Origin of the sequence: Bdellovibrio bacteriovorus, assembly GCF_001592745.1 — a bacterium.
Lineage (GTDB): Bacteria > Bdellovibrionota > Bdellovibrionia > Bdellovibrionales > Bdellovibrionaceae > Bdellovibrio > Bdellovibrio bacteriovorus_B.
On the sequence record NZ_LUKD01000009.1, the window covers coordinates 18082 to 37544 of the forward strand.

A 19463-nucleotide genomic window follows, 5' to 3' on the forward strand; every position below is an offset into this window, starting at 1 on the left:
TCACTCAAAAACCCCTTAAAATCAAGCCTTATAAGACTTGCGCGCAAGCCATACTAGGGGAGATTTTACAAGGGTCACCATTTCTCCGCCTAAAGCCGCTCCAAAGAACCACAAAACACCGGATTCCCAGTTGACTTCATGACTCACGATGGAAAGTCCCCCCAGTGTCACCAGTGAAAGGGCTGCGATATTCATAGCACGTGAACGCATCACACGAATCCATTCATCGTGGTTTAAAATCAAACGCGCAAATAAAATGGAAATGGAAAGATACAAAGCTCCACAGAAGAAAAGACAGAAGGTCGGACTGATTTTCATAAAGTAATGCATCAGGCCGCCGCCATCAAAGAACAGCTGCACACCAAATTGAGAACAGCTCATCAAAGTCACAAATGTTCCTAGCGCATGAGCCAGGCCCATTTTAGAAACGACTTTCCAAGTTGGAGAGCGCTCGGCTTCAAGTTGTGCATGGATCTTTTGCAAAACAAAAGAAGAGCCGCTGGTTTCAGCAGTATCATTAGTAAAAGACTCGAAATCTTTTTTAATGTCTTTCATTATGACCTCCTAACTCTTCTTTCCTAATCCACGTAACAATTTTAAACTGCGGCTGACAATCTGTCGGATATTGCTTTCAGACATTTTTAAGACTTCAGCAATTTCCTCGTACTCAAGTTCGTCGAGGTACCTCAGTTTCATAACCTCTTGTTCGCGAGGCTTCAGCTCAGCTAAAAGTGTCGCCGCTTCCTCTTTCTCTTCTAGCATAGGAACCGAGCCGTCCGTTTGTGACAAAGAATCGTTCCATTCAGAAAAATCCTTAATTTCTCGATTTCTGTAATCTTTAAGCTCGCTACGGGTAATGACGTAGATCCAGGCTAGGGCCTTATAACGAGAGTCATAAAGATGCTTTTTACGATGGACCTGTAAGAAAACGATTTGCAGAAGGTCTTCCGCGCGCTCTTGAGGAAGGCCCCTTTTAAGAGCATAGGAAAGGACGCGGCCAGAATGTCTTAAATAGAGAATATCTAAAGCTTTCGTTTCGCCTTCAGCGAGCTTTAGTAAGAGTTCTTCATCTGTACATTCTTGCAAATTTATTTTCATAGGCCTGTCACAAGTGGTTCGTCTCCATCCTAATGAAGGTTGAAAGCGCATACAAGAAGGAAGTTTTAAGATGAGTAAAATGTGGATATGGCTTCTAGGGCCTTTATTTCTGATCACTGCGACGGCGAAAGCACATCCAGTTTCATTCGCGGGTGCCTTTTCTCTTATGTCCTACAATAAGGAAAATGAGAACGAGATGCTTCTGACGTACTCGATGACCAGTCGTTTGGCAGCGGGCCTTACCTATCTTAAGACGGAAGATGCTGAATACACGGTGCCGCGATTGAATTTTCTCGCAAAGCGCTGGAACAACGACGACTCGCAAGGAAATATCTATTTAAGTGCGGGTTACGGCACGGATCGATCTTATGATGAAGTTAAAGGTGTCACTTTAGCATCTGCCGATGTGGACTGGGAAGATCGCAGATACTATACGTCTTTCCAATACACAAAGTACTTCCGCGAAGACTCTGATATTCAACGCACCGATTTTGAACAAATTAAGTTGCGCGGTGGTGTGGCTCCGTATTTGGCAGAGTTTAACGAGTTGAACACATGGCTGATTGTGCAATTTGAAAAGAAAAATGACAGCTCGATCGAGACCACTCAATTCGTGCGCTTGTTTTACAGAAATATTCTGATTGAAGTGGGTGCAACCATCGGTGGAGGCGGAGCTTTCAATTTTATGAGCCACTTCTAAAGTTTAGAAGTTAGTAAATGATATTTTATTAAAAGTGTTGGAGAATTTATGAAAAAATTAATTTTAGCTTTTTTATTCACAAGCTCTTTTGCATTCGCCGGCGAAGTTGAAACTGTGGGCGTAAAGGGAATGGTTTGTTCTTTCTGTGCTCAAGGCATTACAAAAAAATTCAAAGAGCAACCCGAAGTCGCAGACGTGCAGGTGAGTCTAGAAAATAAATTCGTAAAGCTGACTTACAAAGACGGACAAAAACTATCTCATGATAAAATTTCGACTCTTTTAAAAGAGGCGGGTTATGAAGTCTCTTTCAGCAAATAAGTTTTTTACTTTCCTGACACTTTTTGGATCAGCAGGAACGCTGATTTGTTGCGCGCTTCCGGCTCTTTTAGTGAGCTTGGGTTTGGGAGCCGTGCTTGCGGGCTTAGCCTCTGAAGTTCCCGGGCTTATTTGGGTTTCAGAAAATAAGCTCGAAGTCTTTATTTTTGCTGGAGCTATGCTCGCATTGAATGGTTTCTGGATTTGGAAGAACCGCAACGCTCCGTGTCCGCTCGATCCGAAGCTTCGAGATGCCTGTATTTCAGGCAGAAAGTTCTCGATCCGCGTCTATATTCTTTCTCTGGTAGTATTTCTTACCGGATTCTTCTTCGCTTTCATCGCTCCAAATGTCTTATAATGCACCGCACTTCTTATAGAAGTACGGTGTACTCTCCATTGACTAATTGCAATGAACTCAGGTACCTCTAAGTCTTCGTAATTTAAACGAGAAATCAAACACGGAGTGCAACAATGTTTAGTGAATCTTTACTGATTTCTCCGGCTATTGCTGGGGTTGTTGGTTTGTTCGTTGCTATGGCTCTTTACCTTCGCGTGAAGGCACAGCCTGCAGGCAATGAAACTATGAATCGCATCGCGACTTACGTTCGTGAAGGCTCAATGGCTTTCTTGGTTCGTGAGTACAAAGTTCTTTTCGTCTACGCGATCGTCGTGGGCGCAGCTCTTGCTTTTGCATTGGGCGGAATCGCAGCAGGATCTTTTGTTCTTGGTGCTTTCTTGTCTTTGCTTGCAGGCTTCTTCGGTATGAAAGCTGCGACTTATGCAAACGTTCGTACTTCTCAAGCAGCAGCAGGTGGCTCTAAAGCCGCAGCTCTTCTAGTGGCACTTGATGGTGGCGCGGTGATGGGTCTTTCTGTTGCGGGTCTTGGTCTTATCGGTCTTGGTGTTCTTTACTGGATTTTCCAAGGACAAGAGACATTGGGAACAATTCTTCACTCTTTCGCGGTGGGCGCTTCTTCAATCGCTCTTTTCGCTCGTATCGGTGGTGGTATCTATACTAAAGCCGCTGACGTGGGTGCGGATATCGCAGGTAAAGTGATCGAGAACATTCCTGAAGACGATCCTCGCAACCCAGGTGTTATCGCTGATAACGTGGGTGACAACGTAGGTGACGTTGCTGGTATGGGCGCGGATATCTATGAGTCGATGGTTGCGGCTATCGTTTCTGCAATGGCGATTGCTTTGACAATCCCTGCAGACGCTTTGACGACGTTGATGCCTTCTGCGGAAGCTGAAACTGTACGTATCACAGGCGTGGCTTTGCCTCTTCTTCTTTCAACTTTGGGTCTTGTGATTTCAATCATCGTGATCTTTGCAGCGCGCGCGTTCAAAAACGGCAAACCTGCAACTGTTCTTCGTAACGCCTTGATTGTTCCACCAATCCTTTTGACAATTGCTTCTTACATCTTGATGCCAATGTTCGGTATCAGCCAATCTGTGACTGTAGCTTTGGCTGCGGGTGCATTCGGTGGTGCTTTGATCGGTCTTATCACTGAGTACTACACAGCGGCTCGTCCAATCCGTCTAGTTGCTGAAGCCGCTTTGACGGGTGCGGGTACTGGTGTGATCCGTGGTCTTGCAGTAGGTATGGAATCTACAGCGATCCCAATGTTGATCGTTGTTATCGCCGCTTACGTTGCAGACCAAGCTTTGGGTCTTTACGGTATCGCTCTTTCTGCAGTAGGTATGTTGGCAGGTACAGCAGTTGTTATGACTGTGGATGCTTACGGTCCTATCGCGGATAACGCCGGTGGTATCTCTGAAATGTCAGGTCTTGGTAAAAACGTTCGCGACATCACTGACGAACTAGATGCCGTTGGTAACACAACAGCAGCTATCGGTAAGGGTTTTGCGATCGGTTCTGCGATCTTGACAGTTCTTGCTCTCTTCTCTGCATTCAACATGGAAGTAAACCATGTGCGTGAAAAAGCAGGTCTTGCGAAGATGTCTTTGGATCTAACTTCTTCTGGAGTTTTGATCGGTATCTTGCTTGGTTCGATCCTTCCATTCCTAGTTGGTTCTACAACTATGACTGCGGTAGGTAAGGCTGCGCAAAAAATCGTAAAAGAAATTGCTCGTCAATTTAAAGAAATCCCAGGCCTTCGTGAAGGTAAAGCAGAACCACAACCAGCTAAGATCGTAGACATCGCGACTCAAGCCGCTTTGTTTGAAATGATCTTGCCAGGTATGATCGCAGTTCTTGCACCAGTTCTTGTTGGTTTCATCTTGGGCCCTCAAGCTCTTGCAGGTCTTCTTGCAGGTGGTTTGGCTGTAGGTGCGACAATGTCTCTTTACATGGCAAACGCCGGTGGAGCATGGGACAACGCTAAGAAATTCATCGAAAAAGGTGGATTGCCAGGTCATCCAAAAGGTTCCGATGCTCACAAAGCAGCGGTTGTTGGTGACACTGTTGGTGACCCGTTCAAAGACACTTCTGGTCCTGGTATCGCTATCTTGATCAAAGTTATGTCTGTCGTTTCATTGTTGATCGCTCAATTGATCGCAACAATCGGCGGCTAGGCCGGTAGGCCGCAGAGCTGAAGCGATTTCAGGCGCGTAAGCTGAAGCAGCTTCCAAAACTAAAAACCCCAAGTCACCTAGACCTGGGGTTTTTTATTTTCAATACTCCTCGACGAACCTCTAATTTCGCTCGCCAAAGAATGACAAGAAATCCTCATAAAATTATAAAAAGGTATGAGCTTTCTTCGTCCGGCACTTCTCTTAATTCCGCTTGCTCTATTTTTATCTTCTTGTGGAGAATTGACGTCGTCTATTTCTTCTATCGATTCTTGGATCCCAGAAAGTTTTTACTATAAAACTCTTGGCAACTGCGAGCAGGGTGTGAGCTTTCCCGTTTTGATTGGGGCGGGAACGCAGCTATGGACAGATCCTTCGCAAGTTCGCGTAGCGCAGACGGAACTATATCTGCAAAAGAATAAAACCTATACGGCAAGGTATCGCGAATTTGATTTTCATACGCAGCTTTTCGAAAAGAAAATCGAATCCACTTACGCCTTAGATCACAGGAACAAAGAAATTCATTTCCATGGACTTGGAGTCGCGAAAATCTCATACACCGAACGCGGCAGACCGTTCATGCACTTGGTGTATTCGCAGAATTACAATTCGACTTTTTTAATGGGAAATAACGGGGACTTTTATCTCTATCGAGGATTCCAGGGTCTCAACGAATCCTCAGCAGACTATTGCCAATAGAAAAGCTATCCTTTAGCTGTCAGAACCCAAATACCGACAAGAATAAACAATGTTCCTGAAACGTATTTCATGATTTGGGGGCTTAACAATGTCCCCAAGAATTTTCCAAAGATCACACCTAAGATACCAGCCAGGCCTAAAGCAAGTACAACGGCAATCATAACCGTCATTGTGGATTTAGTCTGTGAAGAAGCAGCCAAAGCCGCGAATTGCGTTTTGTCACCCATTTCGGCCAAAAAAATAGTGATAAAAGTGCTCGCAAAAATCTTCCAATCCATACCAAGTCCTTTAAGATAAACGAAGCCGCAAAGTGCGGCTAAAACTGAAAGCATATTGATAAAATCGGACGGGTGGGAAAGCAAGTTTGAAAAGCCGTTTTATTACTGCCATGGATCTTTTGCAGGCAGAAGCAGCTAAGGGTGACTTAACGTTGCGTCGAATCTTCCAGCTATTGGGGGAAGAAGGCCATGCGATGCTCATGCTTTTTTTGAGCCTTCCCTTTCTTCAGCCCATTCCCATCCCGGGTCTATCCACGCCGCTGGGCTTTCTGATCGCAGTGGTCGCCATTTTTCTTTATCGCAATAAGCCGCCTTGGTTGCCAGAGCGTTTTGAAAATCTGAAGGTCTCGGCCGATGTTCTTTTAAAAGTTTCTGAAGTCGCGGAAAAAATCTGGGGTTATGCGGTTAAGATCGTAAAGCAGCGTCTGGTCTTCTTGCACGACCATTGGTTTTTCAGATTACTCAATCTTCTGGTATTTGTGACGAACTCTTTGCTTCTGTCACTCCCGCTGCCAATTCCATTTTCAAACACCGTCCCGGTCGTCGGTATCATCCTGTGCGCTATTGGCCACATGGAAAAAGACGGAGTTTTTATCCTTTTAAGCTACTTGTGGTGTCTTATAGTTGCGTCCTTCTTCGCAACTTTAACCATGGGAGCCGTTCACTTCACCATCAACTAACAAAGGTCTAGGTAAAATCTGTCGTCATAACAAAGGACCATAGGACCTCAATCCCTTTGTGCGCGCGGAAAAGCTGCTGCTACAATCTGTTTCTAAAGGAGTCACCATGATCAAGTATGTTGTAGCAGGAATGATGGTTCTAGGATTGGCGTCTTTGGCTCAAGCGAACGAAGGTGGCGCGTGTGCAAAAGATCGAGAAACACTTTGTGCCGGTGTTGAGCACGGTGGTGGAAAGATCGCCAAGTGCATGAAAGAAAATCAGGATAAGCTTTCTAGTGAATGCAAAGCCCATATGGAAAAAGCCAAAGAGGCGATGAAAGATATGAAAGAAGCTTGTCACGATGATGTTGAAAAATTTTGCGGTGATGTGAAGCCTGGTAAAGGTCGCATCATGAAGTGCATGAAAGAGCATAAAGAAGAACTTTCTGCTGCCTGCAAAGAAGAAATCGCATCAGCAAAAGAAATGCGTAAAAAACGTAAATAAGGAATTTAGTAAGTCTTCATGAGAGAAAAAAGTCTTCGTCTAAGTTTGATTGATGCTTTCCTATGTTCTCTCATGGTTGGAGCCGGCGAAACCTATCTGCCGGCTTATTCATTATCTATCGGCATGGGCGAAGTCTTCGCCGGTATTCTTGCCAGTCTTCCTATTGTCAGCGGTGCGATCTTGCAACTTATTACTCCGCGTGGTTTGCAAAGAGTGCAGTCGCATAAGCACTGGGTGGTGGCATCTAGCGTGATGCAAGCTTTGACGTTTATCCCGTTGATTTATTTTTCGGCGACGCGGGCTCCAAACTTCTGGACACTTTTTATCATCCTGACACTTTACTGGGGTTCAGGTTTTTCTTCCGGTCTTGCTTGGAACTACTGGATGGGACGCTTAGTGCAAGTCGATGAAGGAAATGCCTTCTTCGCAAAACGCGCTCGCATCTCTCAGCTCGGAATCTTGTTAGGTCTAATTGGGGGAGGTTTGGCTCTGAACTACAATGTTGAGCTTGGGCCGTTCTCTTCTGTATTTACATTGTTGTTTTTATTCGCGGCGACTTGTCGCTTGATGTCTTCCGCGATTCTTTCTTCACAGTGGTTTGATCCCGAGTGGAGAAGTGAACCACGTTTAGGCTTTCGTGCCTCTTGGAATGTCTTTTGGGCTAATACACAAAAAAGGCAGTTTTTCTTTTACTTAGTTCCGTTTCAAGCGGCCGTCTTTGTTTCTTCTCCGTTTGTTACGCCTTATATGCTGGCGCAAGTAAAGATGGATTATGGTCAATACATGGTGGCCATTGCGCTATTGTTCGTTGGTAAAATCATCGCTTTAAGTGCTATCGAAAAATTCAGAGGCAAAACTTCCGGATTTAATTTGTTGTTATTCGGAGCCGGCGCTATCGTACCGTTACCAGCAATGTGGGCTCTGAGTAATGGAGCAGGGTTTATTTACTTCTTACAACTTATCAGCGGTTTTGCCTGGGCGTTTGTTGAAGTCGGTCTTTCGTTGATCTTCTTTAAAGACCTCAAGCAGGAAGAAAAAGTTCCAGTTCTGACGGTTTATAATCTTTTAAACTCTGTCGCGATCATTTTAGGAACTTACATGGGCGGCAAAGTCCTTTGGTTTTTGGGTGAAAAAGTAACAAGTTATTACGCCGTCTTTATCTTAGGCTCTGTTAGCAGAGGCTTGGGTTTCTTGCCGCTCTATTTGCTGCTGAAAAACCAAGTTTTCGGTCAAACTTCTGCTGCTACTGACGAGCAGACGGAAAAAGCTTCTTAAATTCTTTATGAATCGATTTATCGTGATAAGTGTCTTCGCTCGCCGCAAGGTCACTTTCGCTATATCCCGAAAAAATTTTAAAGACTTCAACCGTATGATCTTGAAGGGTGAAAGCTGCGCGCCAAGTGCGATATGCAATCACGAAATGACCTTCAGATGCTTTCACGCGTTTTTTCTTAGAGTTTGTCGGTTCAAATTCCAGTTGGTGCAGAATAAAGCCACGCAGCTGTTCGACACCGGCATTATCAAGCCACTCGAGTTGTTCTAAAGCCTCTCCCGTAAATGAAACAGTGTATTGGCTAGCATCCGCTAGCCAGGCGGGCTCAACGCCGGGAAAGGAATCTGCGTAAGCCACGTAAGGCTTGATGTCTAAGACCGGGGTGCCATCTAAGATGTCAGCAGCTTCGACGTGGATTTTTAGCTTTTCAATGCGTTTAATCTTCACGCAACTCATCCCAATGCCGTTCGGGCGGTAAGGGGAGCGAGTGGCAAAAACACCGATCTTAGTCGTTCTTCCACGCGGAGGAAGCACCATGGGATTCCAATGATTATTATGATGAAAGTGAAAAAGCACCCAGATATGAGAACAACCTTCCAGACCGATCAAAGCTTGTTCAAAGTTTTCGCCGGAAGAGAGTTCAATCACGCCTTCAGAGTGAAACTCATCAGTCTGTCTGCCAGCCTCGTAAGGCTCTTTTTGTGAGCTGTGAAAGACGCCAATAGGGGTGATCGTTATTTGTTCCGCCATTGCCTCATCCATTCAAAACCAGCAATAGCCGCAGTGACGCCGACATTCAGAGAGTTCTTTCTTCCGCGCAAAGGAATGATGCGAACTTCATCAATAATTTTTAAAATTTCTGGATCTAAACCAAAACGTTCGTTTCCTAAAACAAAGGCTGTCGGCTCGGCTTCGAAACTTTCAAAAAGATCAACGGCACTTGCCGCAGTCTCTAGGGCGACGATGCGATAACCCTCGTCTTTAAGCTCTTCAAGGCATTCCAAAAGTTTTGGCGATTCTTCCCAAGCTAAATACTCTTGAGTTCCCATGGCGGTTTTTTCAACCTTCCACTGCGTTGGATTCGGCGTATAGCCACAAAGATAAATCTTCTGGGCCCCTAGGCACTCGGCCGTTCTAAAAATAGAACCCACGTTAAAAGCAGAACGGATATTATCTAAAACAAAAACCAGGGGAAGAGGCTCTGATGTGCTTTCCGACTTGTCGTTTTCAAGGACTAAGAAATCATCATCTTGTAAGTTCTTATGCAGCAGGCGTTCAAAAGGAATAATGTAAGAAACGAAATGCTTTAAAGTCATTTCATCCACCAGATGCTTTTGTAAATCCCCTAAGCGAGAAACATCTGGATTTTCCGAAAACTTAAGTTCCGAAATTTTATTTTTAAGTTCCGCTAAAGTCGTGGGATCAAAAGAAAAATCCCCCGAGGATTTTTCCAACGCTAGAAACAGTCGATGGATTTCTTCGAGGGATTTTTTATCTTGAGCGGAAAGTGCCATTATTTAACTCGTTGGCCGACTTGCGCGCCGTCATCAGCAGCCAGGACGAATAAATCGCTCCCACCGCTTCCTGCAGCAAGCACCATGCCTTCAGACATACCGAACTTCATCTTGCGCGGTTTTAAGTTCACGCAAACCAGAATCTTGCGCCCAAGAAGTTGTTCAGGTTTGTAAGCGGACTTAATACCCGCGATGATCTGACGAACTTGACCGTCGCCGATGTCCACCTTCAAACGAAGAAGCTTGTCGGCTTCTTTGATTTCTTCGGCTTCGATCACTTGGCCGATACGAAGATCTACTTTTTCAAAATCAGCAAATTCGATTTCCGCAGGGCGATCACCATTGCGATCTTCCGTCTTCGCTGCCGGAGCTGCCTTCGGAGCCGTCGAAGTGGCCTTCTTCGCCGCTTGAATCTCTTCGTTGATCTTACGACTTTCTTCCACCATGGCTTTGACTTTATCTGCTTCTACGCGAGTCGCTAAGTGCTCATAGTCCGCGATAGGGCGGTTCGTAAGAATAGTGTTGATGTCAGACCACTTGTAGTTCGTTTCACCCAAAAGCTTTTCCACTTTTTGTGTATAGTACGGAAGAACCGGTTTTAGGTAAATCGCAAGAAGGCGGAACACGTTCAAAGTCGTTGTGATGACTTGTTTTGTTTCAACAGGATTTGCATCCAAAGTTTTCCATGGAGCTTTTTCGTCGAAATACTTATTCGCATCATCCGCCAAAGAACGGATTTCATTTAAAGCTTTCGCAAAATCACGCGCTTCGTAATGAGCCGCAATCGCGTCCGCCTTTTTTTGAGCATGCGCGATCAAGTTTGCACCTTCCGCATCCGGAGTGCTCATCACGCCGTCCATCTTCTTTTTCAGCATTTGACCACCACGAGAACCCAAGTTTGTGATTTTACCCACAAGCTCTGAATTTACGCGATTGACGAACTCTTCTAGGTTCAAGTCGATGTCATCAACTGAACTGTTCAGTTTCGTTGAATAGTAATAACGAAGATATTCAGGGTTTAAATGATTCAAGTAAGTGCGAGCAGCAATGAAGGTGCCTTTAGATTTAGACATCTTTTCGCCATTCACCATCAAGTGACCATGAACAAAAACCTGATCCGGAGATCTAAAGCCAGCCGACTTTAAGAAAGCGGGCCAGAAGATCGTGTGGAAGCGAGCAATGTCTTTACCGATGAAGTGATACACCTCACGGCTTGGATCATCCCAGACGTCTTTTAATGACATATTGTTTTTCTTCGCCCATTGCTCGGTCGTGGACATATAGCCCATGGGAGCATCGACCCACACATAGAAGAATTTTTTATTATCAGTGCCAGGGATCGCAAAGCCGAAGTAAGGCTCATCACGAGAAATATCTAGATCTAAAAGATCTTCATTAAACCACTCCAGCATCTTTTTAGAAATTTCTGGAGAGCAGTGTTTAGGGATCCACTCTTCAAGGTATTTTTTAAAGTCATTCAGTTTAAAGAAAATACTTTCACTGTCTTTAAGAACCGGAGTTGTTCCGCAAAGAGAGCAGTGAACCTCTTTCATGTCACTTGGAGAGTAAGTCGAACCGCACACATCACAAGAATCACCATACTGTTCTTTAGCGCCACATTTAGGACATGTGCCCTTCACGAAGCGATCGGGAAGGAACATTTTATCGTGATTGCAGTAAAGCTGCTGGATCAATTGCTTGCGAGTGTGACCGCCTTCCACCATTTTGTGATAGAAGTATTCGCACAGATTTTTATTCTCGACAGAGTTCGTTGAACCGTACAAAGAAAACTTCACTTGGAAATCAGCGAAGTCTTTTGTGTGTTCGTCATAACTTTTTGCAATCAAAGCTTCAGGAGTGATGCCCATCTCGCGGGCCTTCACCATGATCGGAGTTCCGTGAGTATCGTCAGCGCAGATGTACACGCACTGATTGCCGCGCATTTCTTGAAAGCGTGCCCAGAAGTCAGCTTGAAGATACTCCACCAAGTGACCAAGGTGAATGTATCCATTTGCGTAGGGAAGAGCACAAGTAATGAGGATTTTACGGTTTTGGTTCATCGAATGCCTTTCAGGAATTAGCGCCAGTCCACGATTCCAGAATCAAGGTGGTAAATGGCCTGAACAACTTTTACCTCACCCGACGCAATGCCGTCACGCAGAAGTGCAGAGCGTTCAGCAAGTTCTTGAGTCACAGTTTGTAGGCCGCTGGAAGTTCTGCCGGTACCACAGGACTCATGTCCCATCACAACAACAAGATTCGATCCTAATTCGCCCACGGCGTATTCGGTGCTCGCTACTACATCGGCGGCAGCAGAAAGGTCGACCGTGCGAATAACGAAGATCTCGCCTAATTTTTGGTCAAAAATGACTTCGGGCGGAACGCGAGAATCACTGCAAGTTAGAACCACAGCGTGCGGTTTCTGTCCCGCGACCAAACGCATGCGGTCTTTTGCTGAAGCTCCGTCAGCGCGGAATTTGCCTTTAATGAAGCGAGTGTTTCCGTTTTTAAGCCAACCCAAAGATTTTTCTGCCGCCACGGGGCCCGCAGCCCGTGCGGATGGTTCTTTACCGTGATTTGTAGAAATATGTTGAGCAGCAGCAGCTACAGCGTCTTTCATCTCTTCCGCTTGAGCTTGTGCGGCTTCCATTTCCTGATCGTTCGGGCTTACTTTAGTGATCTCTTTAGGATCGCTTGAAGTGGCTTCTGCCGGAGCTTCTTTTTGTCCACCTTTCTGATCTTTAAGAACGACTTTTGGTTCTTGCTGTGGAGCTCTGCGCATCATTGAAGAGCAACCGGTCATAGTAAGTAAAATGACACCTGTAGTGAAAGCTTTTAGCATTTTGTCCTCCGTCATGCTTTCCTTATTCTCAGGACCTCCATCGAGAGACGTCAATTTAAAAACAAAAAAACTTTTACCCTTAAAAAGGAGCTGTCAGAATGTTTGCTGAGGAGACTATCATGTCCGTTGCAGTTCTTTCCCCCTCTGAAATTCAATCCAAACTTCAAGAGCGTGCTTACGCCGCACAAAAAACTTACTTAGCCATGTACAGCACTTGGTTGGGCGGCATTACGAAAGAGCCGGGGTTGATGACGGTCCCTATCGACGATCATTTGGTGCATCGTGGGGATGGGGTGTTTGAAGCGATCAAGGTCGTTGATGGCAAAGCCTTTCTTCTGCAAGAGCACTTAGAGCGTTTAGAGCTTTCTGCGGGTAAAATCGGTTTAAAACTTCCGATGCCCCTTGATGAAATGCGTGAAGTGATCTTTAGAACCGTTCAAGTAGCGAGTACAAAAAACGCTGTCTTGCGTCTTTATATCTCGCGCGGTCCGGGCGGATTTACGACGAACCCCTATGAGTGTTTGGCGTCGCAGATGTATTTGGTTGTAACAGCTTACACTCCGTATTCTGAAGAAAGATATATCAACGGAGTGAAAGTGGGGCGCAGTCAAATCCCTCCGAAAGACCCTTGGTTTGCGACGATTAAAACTTGCAATTACTTGCAAAACGTTTTGATGAAAAAAGAAAGCGTCGATCGTAAACTTGATTTCACAATCGGTGTAGATCCTCAAGGGTACTTAACGGAAAGCTCGACGGAAAATATCGTGATGATTGATAAAAATCGCACTTTGGTTCGTCCTAAACTTCGTCAGATCTTAAAAGGCACAACGATGATGCGCAGTTTTGAACTCGCTGAATCCCTTTTAGCGGCGGGTGCCTTAACAGGCATTCAGGAAAAAGATTTAACCGAGATGGATCTTTACGAAGCGCAAGAAGTGATGATGATTGGAACGACGTTAGATGTTTTGCCAGTCACAGAATATGAAGGAAAGAAAATCGGGACGGGAAAGCAAGGACCGGTTTCAGCACAGCTCTTACAGCTTCTGCGTGAGGATATGAAAAAGGGGCCGAAAGCGACCCCTGTTCCAGTTTAAACTTCCAATTGAATTTTATCTAAGAGCTCAGGGTCACTCAAGACAGCTTCGCCTCCGCGGGCGATGGCTGTCAGAGGGCTCTCAGCAATTCTGACCGGCAAACGCACTTCATTTTGAATGCGCAAATCGAAATCGCGAATCAAAGCTCCGCCACCAGCAAGCACAACACCTCTTTCGATAATGTCTGACACAAGTTCTGGGGGAGTGTGTTCTAAAGCGCGGTGAATGGCATTGATAACTTCTTGAACTGAGTTATTCATCGCAAGTCCTACGTCTTCAGAGCTGACTTCCATGGTTTTATTCATTCCCGTATCAGCATCACGACCTGTGATTGTCGCTGTTTTGATATCTTTTTTCGGAACAGCTGTACCGATAGAGACTTTCAAATATTCCGCCGTCGTTTCAGAAATAATAAGCTTTTTGTATTTACGGAAGTAATCAATGATCGAGTCATCGATTTTATGTCCACCCACGCGAGCGGCTTCACAGTAAACGATATCAGCTAGGGCGATAACCGCAACTTCCGTTGTGCCACCACCGATATCGATAATCATATTGCCTTCAGCAGACTTGATATTAAGGCCTGAGCCAATCGCTGCGGCCATCGGCTCATCAATCAAGAAAACTTCTTTTGCGCCAGCCGCTTTACAAGATTGAATAACGGCTTTTTTCTCTACTTCCGTCACTCCGTAAGGCAAGGACACGACAACTCTTGGACGAGAAAATGCAGATTTCACTCCCGGAGCTGAAAGAAAGTGTCTTAACATCACTTCCGTTGTTTCAAAGTCCGCAATCACGCCATCACGAATCGGCTTTTGCGGAAAGATGCTGCCAGGGTTGTTCGCCAATTTTTCTTTGGCATCTGTTCCAACCGCGATCACTCTTTTTTTGCCAGGACTTGTTTGTTGGTACGCGATCAAAGAAGGCTCATTTAAAATGATGCCTTTGCCACGGCCTGCGATTAAAGTGTTCGCAGTGCCGAGGTCGACGTACAAATCAGCGGCGGTTCCAGCTTCATCCCTAAATAACCAAGACAACATATTTATTTACCGAATCCTTTGTGGCTCTCAAATGGGAATGTAGCAAAAATCGAGATGTAAGAATAAGACTTATTCAACTCTAGGCCCAACTCCGCCCCTAAAGTCACTTGATTCCAATCGACGTAATGAAATTCTGTGCCGATTGCCAAGTTGGACGCTACGTAGTTTTCTTCTTTTGTGTTAAGGAACGTGAAGGGGATAGAGAAGTAGGGAACAGACATTCCGTACTCAGTATCAAACTTTTTGCTCAGCATGGGTGCTAGTTGCAGTTGAATTAAGTTTTCGTCCTCATCTCTTGCGATACCGGCACCCAAACGAAGCCCCATCGCCGGTTGATTGTCGACGTCAGGAATCGGGATCCACTTTGCACTTGCAAAAGCGTTGAAGTCTACAGCACCTGCGCCCATCGAAATACGACCGCTCATGGATTCATTGATAGCGGTGTCGAAGAAGACGTTGAAGTTTGCTCCGTTACCTTTGTTCGTTAGAAGTTGAGGTTCAACTCCCACTTGATATTTTCCTGGAGCCAGCAATTCTCCGGATTCAGCGATGCTCAAGTAGGCATGCGCCGAGGAACTTAAAAACAGACCTAAAACGAAGTATTTAGCAAATTTCATGAAATTAAAGCCTTTCAAAACATCCGATCTAAAAATGGTAGCCATTCGCGAATCGTTTGACAAGACCTTGATCCAAAGAGACCTTTAAGAAGTGACGAAACTTCCCATATCTCTAGTGATCATTACCTTAAATGAAGAGGCGCATATCGAGCGCTGCATTCGCTCCGTTCCCTTTGCCGACGATGTTGTCGTGGTTGATAGCTTTTCGACGGATCGCACGGTAGAAATCGCCGAACGCTGTGGAGCCCGCGTGTTCCAGGAAAAGTGGAAGGGTTTTGGCCCGCAAAAAGCCTTCGCGACGGCTCAAGCTAAAAACCCTTGGGTGTTGGCGTTAGACGCAGATGAAGCTTTAAGTCCCGAGCTTGCCGCAGAGATTTATGGTCGTTTTTCAGAATTAAATTCCGAAGCGGGTTATCTTTTCCCGCGCAAGTCTTACCACTTGGGGCGCTGGATTTCTCACGGCGGATGGTATCCTGACTATCAACTGCGGTTGTTTAATAAATCCATTTCTCAGTGGGATTCCGCAGACGTACACGAAAAAGTGGAAGTAAAGTTAAAGTTAAAAATGAAGAAAGACCTGCTTCATTGGGTCTTTGATGGCATCAGCGATCAGGTGCTTACGAACGATCGTTATTCTACGTTAGGCGCAAAAGAACTTGCAGCGGCAGGGAAGAAGTTTTCTTACTTAAAGATGATCTTTAAGCCTTGGGGAAAGTTCGTCGAGACTTACTTTGTGAAAGCCGGCTTTCTAGATGGGCTCCCAGGTTTTATCATCGCTGTCGGCGCCTCTTACTCGTTGTTTTTAAAATTCGCCAAACTCTGGGAGATGGAACGTGCTCAGAAAAAGTCTTCTCAATAAATCTCTTCTTAGTATCGTCTTTTTAGTTTTTGCAGAGGCCGCTTTGGCGGTCGCTCCGAAGTATCCCGCAATCCGTGAGGTTTACGGGCAGGTTTGGCTGACGGGGAAAGATGGCAAAAGAGCTCTCGTAAAAGGCCGTCAGGTTCTTCGTGAAAAAGCTCTACTAGAGACGTCTTTAACTGGCCGAGTTAAAGTAGAACTTGATGAAAAGCGCAATTTCATCTTGCTAGGTTCAGGTGAAGTTTTAATGCCGGTGATCAGTTGGGAGTCGGGTGAAGCTCCCGTTGTGATTCTAAAAAGCGGTGATCTTCACTGGAATCAGAAAGAAAAAGGCGCTTACAATATTGCTTTGCGTTCGGACCTTTTTGAGTTCCTGGCGATCCCGGGCGATTATGTTCTTTCCATCTATCCGCAAAAAGCCTTCACGGGCGTGAAGGTGTTTGAAGGCACCATGGAGTTTTCAGCCCTCAATGGTGAAGAGTCCGTGACGGTAAAAAAAGGACAGCAAGCGGGTTTTCAAGGTGTGATTGAAAACGGTGAGATCTCTTACGATGTTCTTCTTAAAGGTAAGAAAATTCCCAAAGGTCGTTTGACGGCGGTGACTCCGATTGATGCGGGGGAATTGAATAAAGCTGCCGCCGATGAGAAAAAACGTCTTGATGGAATCGCGAAATTAAAAGCGCAAGAACAAGCTCGGTTAGCGAAATTAAAGCGAGAAGGTGTGATCTGCAGTCAGCCTGCAGGCAAATTCAATGAGTGCGTTTGGACGTGCGTGAATAATCCTAAGAAGGAAAAGAAGAACTGCCTCGTCCAAAACGAGGGGACTGCCTGTGTCCGCCGCCGCTGCAACGCCAATGGGGATTGGTCCGAAGAAACCACTTTGGATGCTGAAAAAGCCAGCATAGTTTGTAAGGCGCAACCGGTCGTAGCTATTTGTGATTATTAAGTTTTTCTGATTTTTTCAGTGGCGGGTAAATTTCCTGCTTGCCATTTCCACGACAAAATCCTATAAAGGTTCTTCCTTTTGTGGTGGGTATAGCTCAGTTGGTAGAGCATCGGATTGTGATTCCGAGTGTCGCGGGTTCAAGCCCCGTTACTCACCCCAATTTTTCTCCCGTATAAATCGCAGATAGATCTAAACTCTGAAAGCCTCTTCTATTAAGGGTTTCAGAGTTTGTGCGGGAAGCTGCATTTTTCTGATTCCCTGGTTCTTGCTATCGAGACATCCATCAAAGAATCCATTCAAAGGGTATCTCACAAGGTGGGCTTTGGATGCGTTTAACAGCCGTCGCTGCCACCTTTTTTAGTAGCTTTTAGTTTGAACATCAGCTTTTGGAAGCATATCTCCTCGATACTGTTTACAGATTCTTCGTAGCTTTCCATACTACCGGAATAAAATCGCCTTCAAGCGATTTTATTGAGGACTCTTCAAAGTAGAGCTCAATACTTTCTGCTAACCCATTAACATTCATAAGTGCCAACCTTGAGGGCCAATGTTGGAAGCTTTTTAAAATATCTAGCTCGGGAAGTTTGGTCGTTTTGATGTTTGGTAAGATCGTAGCTTATCTAGTTGTTTCAGTGTCACTGCATCGGTAGTATCAGTATCAAAAAACCTCTATCATGCGATTTTTTATGCCAGCGGCAGAGAAGGCTTTCATCGTGTGAACCAGTGAGCTTGTGCTTCCTGCCAAACTAAGTTCAGGAAATATTTTCGCTTAAAATCGGCTTATTTTCTAAATCCGCCGGATTTGTTAAAATAGGTGTGAATGGAAATTGCCATTCCTTTTTCTCTTTCGGAAACAGATGGCATTCCCATGTGCTCAAGACATTTTTTTAGAAATCGTTCAACGTCGTCAACGCTCCCGCCATTTGCGAGAATTGTATACAGAGGTCCGGCGTAAGAGTCGTATTCGTCAGGTGGCAGCCCGTCTTTAATGAGATCCCCAATGACCTCAATTGGATCCCAGAATTGTAAATAGCGTCTTAATACTTCCATGACTTCCTTCATATCTGCATTTAATAAACATTCTTTTGTGCAGTCAAACTTCATTTATACTTTGGATTACGGCTACAAAATCAACACTGTTGTCAAAGTTCCGCTGCTTTCATACTGATAGCTTGTACAACTTTGGTTGTCCTGTGGTGGAAAGCTTTCGGTGGAGACATGCTTGAAAGGGCGCGATTTTCCGAAGTTAAAATGAATCTAAAGAGTCTAGTTTCTGCAGAAGGGAGTTATCACTCAGTATACGGTTAGTACACGGCCGACTTTAATAAATTAGGCTTTTCTATTGAAGGCGATGTGAGAGCCAAATTTTATTTAGATAAAGATTATATTATTAGCAATGTGCGGGCGAAAATTAAAGAAGATCTTCCATTTGTAGCTTCAGATGATCACCAGGTTCTGTTTGTCTTTAAAGAGGGTTTCGCGCAGAAGTCTATATGCAAATTGCGGAGAAATGGAATTCTAAGTGAATTAGGTGATAGTCAGAATGAAAGATAAAAAAATGATTCTGATATTTACTCTCGTTGTTTTAGGTATTCCGGCTGCATTTGATCACTTTGTGTCAGCTGTGTTACTAGCAGCCTTCTCATACGGTGAGTGTAAAGTGTTCACAATCTTAAAGTCGACCAAAGTTCGCTGCTGAAATTGCCAGCATGTTGGATATTCAAAAGTTAATAGTTTACCGGGTTGCTTTTGTTCTGGCGGTGATGATCGTGTTCCTACGATGATTGGATTGTTTTTTTTTGCGACTCTTTCAGGGGCAGGGGCTTGGCGTATCAGCGCTGCCAATGTTGTTTGCTGCATATGTATTTTTCTCTCCAGGTGCTCATTCGTGCGAAAAATGCAGACGGTATATTTAAGTCAAATTTAAATTTTAAAAATTAATATTTATTGGAAATAAATATTAAAATAATTATTTGCCTGAATATTTAAATATTTAAATATTTAATTGGCAGAAAATTAATTTCCTGACAGGAAATATTCGGCAAATAAATAAAATAATTATGAAAATTAAAATCGCTTGCTTTTGTGTTGCTTCCTTTGAATCCTATTAATACCTCCTTTCAGCATCTCCACCACACAAACGGCATACGGTAATCTGCTCAGCAGTAGTGTTCCGCATAAATTTAAGCATAGGAGGTGCTTGTGAAAGTATTGAAGAAATTATTTGAGATGGTGAAACCGATCCTTGAAGATGCTATCAAAGAGACGGCAAAAGACTGGCTTAAGAGCGCAATCGCTTTCCTGATTAAGTGGTTTTTTTTAGTGTGCTGTTTTAACTTGTACTTCGTGTCTTACATAACGACAAAATATTTATGATCCAAAATTTTAAGAGAAGTCGTCGGTAGGGCTTCGGCTTAGATGAAGAGAAAGTTCTTGAACGGGCTGCTTTTTCTGGCAGGAGATAAGTGCAGTTAAAATAGCTAATAGAA

21 protein-coding genes and 1 tRNA gene are annotated in these 19463 nt (G+C 44.6%); 12 read left to right on the top strand and 10 right to left on the bottom strand.

What is annotated here, in order from left to right; translation table 11 throughout:
* Positions 1 to 21: 21 nt before the first annotated feature.
* Together AZI87_RS17355 and AZI87_RS17360 are read right to left on the bottom strand one after the other, a co-directional pair.
* Entirely contained in the window at positions 22 to 555 is a 534-nt protein-coding gene (locus AZI87_RS17355) for a hypothetical protein (protein WP_063209688.1), read from the bottom strand.
* Between the two features lie 9 nt (positions 556 to 564).
* A complete protein-coding gene (locus AZI87_RS17360) occupies positions 565 to 1098 on the bottom strand; it encodes an RNA polymerase sigma factor (protein ID WP_253696982.1) in 534 nt (177 codons plus the stop codon).
* A 70-nt stretch (positions 1099 to 1168) separates the two neighbouring features.
* Between AZI87_RS17360 and AZI87_RS17365 the strand changes: the two genes are divergently transcribed.
* The 5 genes from AZI87_RS17365 to AZI87_RS17385 all read left to right on the top strand — a co-directional run bounded on the left by AZI87_RS17365 (position 1169) and on the right by AZI87_RS17385 (position 5347).
* Positions 1169 to 1798: a hypothetical protein gene (locus tag AZI87_RS17365; protein ID WP_063209690.1), complete on the top strand. Its 630-nt coding sequence runs from the start codon at positions 1169 to 1171 to the stop codon at positions 1796 to 1798.
* Between the two features lie 48 nt (positions 1799 to 1846).
* Positions 1847 to 2116, top strand: coding sequence for a heavy-metal-associated domain-containing protein (locus tag AZI87_RS17370; RefSeq protein WP_063209692.1), 270 nt, complete (start codon positions 1847 to 1849; stop codon positions 2114 to 2116).
* On the top strand, positions 2094 to 2471 hold the full coding sequence (locus AZI87_RS17375) for a hypothetical protein (protein WP_063209693.1): 378 nt from the start codon (positions 2094 to 2096) through the stop codon (positions 2469 to 2471). The genes AZI87_RS17370 and AZI87_RS17375 overlap by 23 nt, the downstream gene beginning before the upstream one ends.
* 113 nt (positions 2472 to 2584) lie before the next feature.
* Complete coding sequence (locus tag AZI87_RS17380) at positions 2585 to 4651, top strand: sodium-translocating pyrophosphatase (RefSeq protein WP_063209695.1); 2067 nt, start codon at positions 2585 to 2587, stop codon at positions 4649 to 4651.
* 174 nt (positions 4652 to 4825) lie between these two features.
* On the top strand, positions 4826 to 5347 hold the full coding sequence (locus AZI87_RS17385; protein WP_063209697.1) for a hypothetical protein: 522 nt from the start codon (positions 4826 to 4828) through the stop codon (positions 5345 to 5347).
* 5 nt (positions 5348 to 5352) lie between these two features.
* Here the strand turns inward: AZI87_RS17385 and AZI87_RS17390 are convergent, their stop codons facing one another.
* Positions 5353 to 5679: a TMEM165/GDT1 family protein gene (locus AZI87_RS17390; RefSeq protein ID WP_253696983.1), complete on the bottom strand. Its 327-nt coding sequence runs from the start codon at positions 5677 to 5679 to the stop codon at positions 5353 to 5355.
* A gap of 32 nt (positions 5680 to 5711) precedes the next feature.
* Here AZI87_RS17390 and AZI87_RS17395 point away from each other — a divergent pair, with 32 nt between their 5' ends.
* The 3 genes from AZI87_RS17395 to AZI87_RS17405 all read left to right on the top strand — a co-directional run bounded on the left by AZI87_RS17395 (position 5712) and on the right by AZI87_RS17405 (position 8064).
* Positions 5712 to 6305: an exopolysaccharide biosynthesis protein gene (locus AZI87_RS17395; RefSeq protein ID WP_253696984.1), complete on the top strand. Its 594-nt coding sequence runs from the start codon at positions 5712 to 5714 to the stop codon at positions 6303 to 6305.
* Positions 6306 to 6411: 106 nt separating this feature from the next.
* Complete coding sequence (locus AZI87_RS17400) at positions 6412 to 6789, top strand: cysteine rich repeat-containing protein (RefSeq protein WP_063209699.1); 378 nt, start codon at positions 6412 to 6414, stop codon at positions 6787 to 6789.
* An 18-nt stretch (positions 6790 to 6807) separates the two neighbouring features.
* A complete protein-coding gene (locus AZI87_RS17405) occupies positions 6808 to 8064 on the top strand; it encodes an MFS transporter (RefSeq protein WP_063209701.1) in 1257 nt (418 codons plus the stop codon).
* Here the strand turns inward: AZI87_RS17405 and tsaA are convergent.
* From tsaA to AZI87_RS17425, 4 genes are read right to left on the bottom strand one after another with little or no spacing between them, the layout of a single operon-like run.
* On the bottom strand, positions 8033 to 8812 hold the full coding sequence (gene tsaA / locus AZI87_RS17410; RefSeq protein WP_063209703.1) for a tRNA (N6-threonylcarbamoyladenosine(37)-N6)-methyltransferase TrmO: 780 nt from the start codon (positions 8810 to 8812) through the stop codon (positions 8033 to 8035). The two genes, AZI87_RS17405 and tsaA, sit on opposite strands and share 32 nt — an antisense overlap.
* On the bottom strand, positions 8797 to 9576 hold the full coding sequence (locus tag AZI87_RS17415) for an RNA methyltransferase (protein ID WP_063209705.1): 780 nt from the start codon (positions 9574 to 9576) through the stop codon (positions 8797 to 8799). The genes tsaA and AZI87_RS17415 overlap by 16 nt, the downstream gene beginning before the upstream one ends.
* Positions 9576 to 11654, bottom strand: a complete 2079-nt coding sequence (gene metG / locus AZI87_RS17420; RefSeq protein ID WP_301335623.1) for a methionine--tRNA ligase — start codon at positions 11652 to 11654, stop codon at positions 9576 to 9578. Before metG ends, AZI87_RS17415 begins: the two co-directional genes overlap by 1 nt.
* Entirely contained in the window at positions 11654 to 12418 is a 765-nt protein-coding gene (locus AZI87_RS17425; protein WP_063209708.1) for a carbonic anhydrase, read from the bottom strand. The genes metG and AZI87_RS17425 overlap by 1 nt, the downstream gene beginning before the upstream one ends.
* A 119-nt stretch (positions 12419 to 12537) precedes the next feature.
* Between AZI87_RS17425 and AZI87_RS17430 the strand changes: the two genes are divergently transcribed.
* Positions 12538 to 13512 carry an aminotransferase class IV gene (locus tag AZI87_RS17430; RefSeq protein WP_063209808.1) on the top strand — a complete coding sequence of 325 codons (975 nt, stop codon included), beginning with the start codon at positions 12538 to 12540 and terminating at the stop codon, positions 13510 to 13512.
* Here AZI87_RS17430 and AZI87_RS17435 read toward each other — a convergent pair.
* A complete protein-coding gene (locus AZI87_RS17435) occupies positions 13509 to 14552 on the bottom strand; it encodes a rod shape-determining protein (protein ID WP_063209710.1) in 1044 nt (347 codons plus the stop codon). The genes AZI87_RS17430 and AZI87_RS17435 overlap by 4 nt on opposite strands.
* A gap of 2 nt (positions 14553 to 14554) precedes the next feature.
* Positions 14555 to 15214 carry a hypothetical protein gene (locus tag AZI87_RS17440; RefSeq protein WP_253696986.1) on the bottom strand — a complete coding sequence of 220 codons (660 nt, stop codon included), beginning with the start codon at positions 15212 to 15214 and terminating at the stop codon, positions 14555 to 14557.
* 46 nt (positions 15215 to 15260) lie between these two features.
* On the opposite strand from AZI87_RS17440, the gene AZI87_RS17445 reads away from it, so the two are divergent.
* The 3 genes from AZI87_RS17445 (at position 15261) to AZI87_RS17455 (ending at position 17133) form a co-directional block, all read left to right on the top strand.
* Positions 15261 to 16028 (top strand): glycosyltransferase family 2 protein, encoded by a 768-nt coding sequence (locus AZI87_RS17445; RefSeq protein WP_253696988.1) that lies wholly within the window; start codon positions 15261 to 15263, stop codon positions 16026 to 16028.
* Positions 16003 to 16974 (top strand): hypothetical protein, encoded by a 972-nt coding sequence (locus AZI87_RS17450; RefSeq protein ID WP_155722614.1) that lies wholly within the window; start codon positions 16003 to 16005, stop codon positions 16972 to 16974. The genes AZI87_RS17445 and AZI87_RS17450 overlap by 26 nt, the downstream gene beginning before the upstream one ends.
* 83 nt (positions 16975 to 17057) lie before the next feature.
* A tRNA-His gene (locus tag AZI87_RS17455) sits at positions 17058 to 17133 on the top strand.
* A 621-nt stretch (positions 17134 to 17754) separates the two neighbouring features.
* Here the strand turns inward: AZI87_RS17455 and AZI87_RS17460 are convergent.
* The gene (locus AZI87_RS17460; RefSeq protein WP_172795539.1) at positions 17755 to 18024 is read right to left on the bottom strand and encodes a hypothetical protein; all 270 of its coding nucleotides are present in this window, start codon (positions 18022 to 18024) and stop codon (positions 17755 to 17757) included.
* Between the last annotated feature and the right edge of the window lie 1439 nt (positions 18025 to 19463).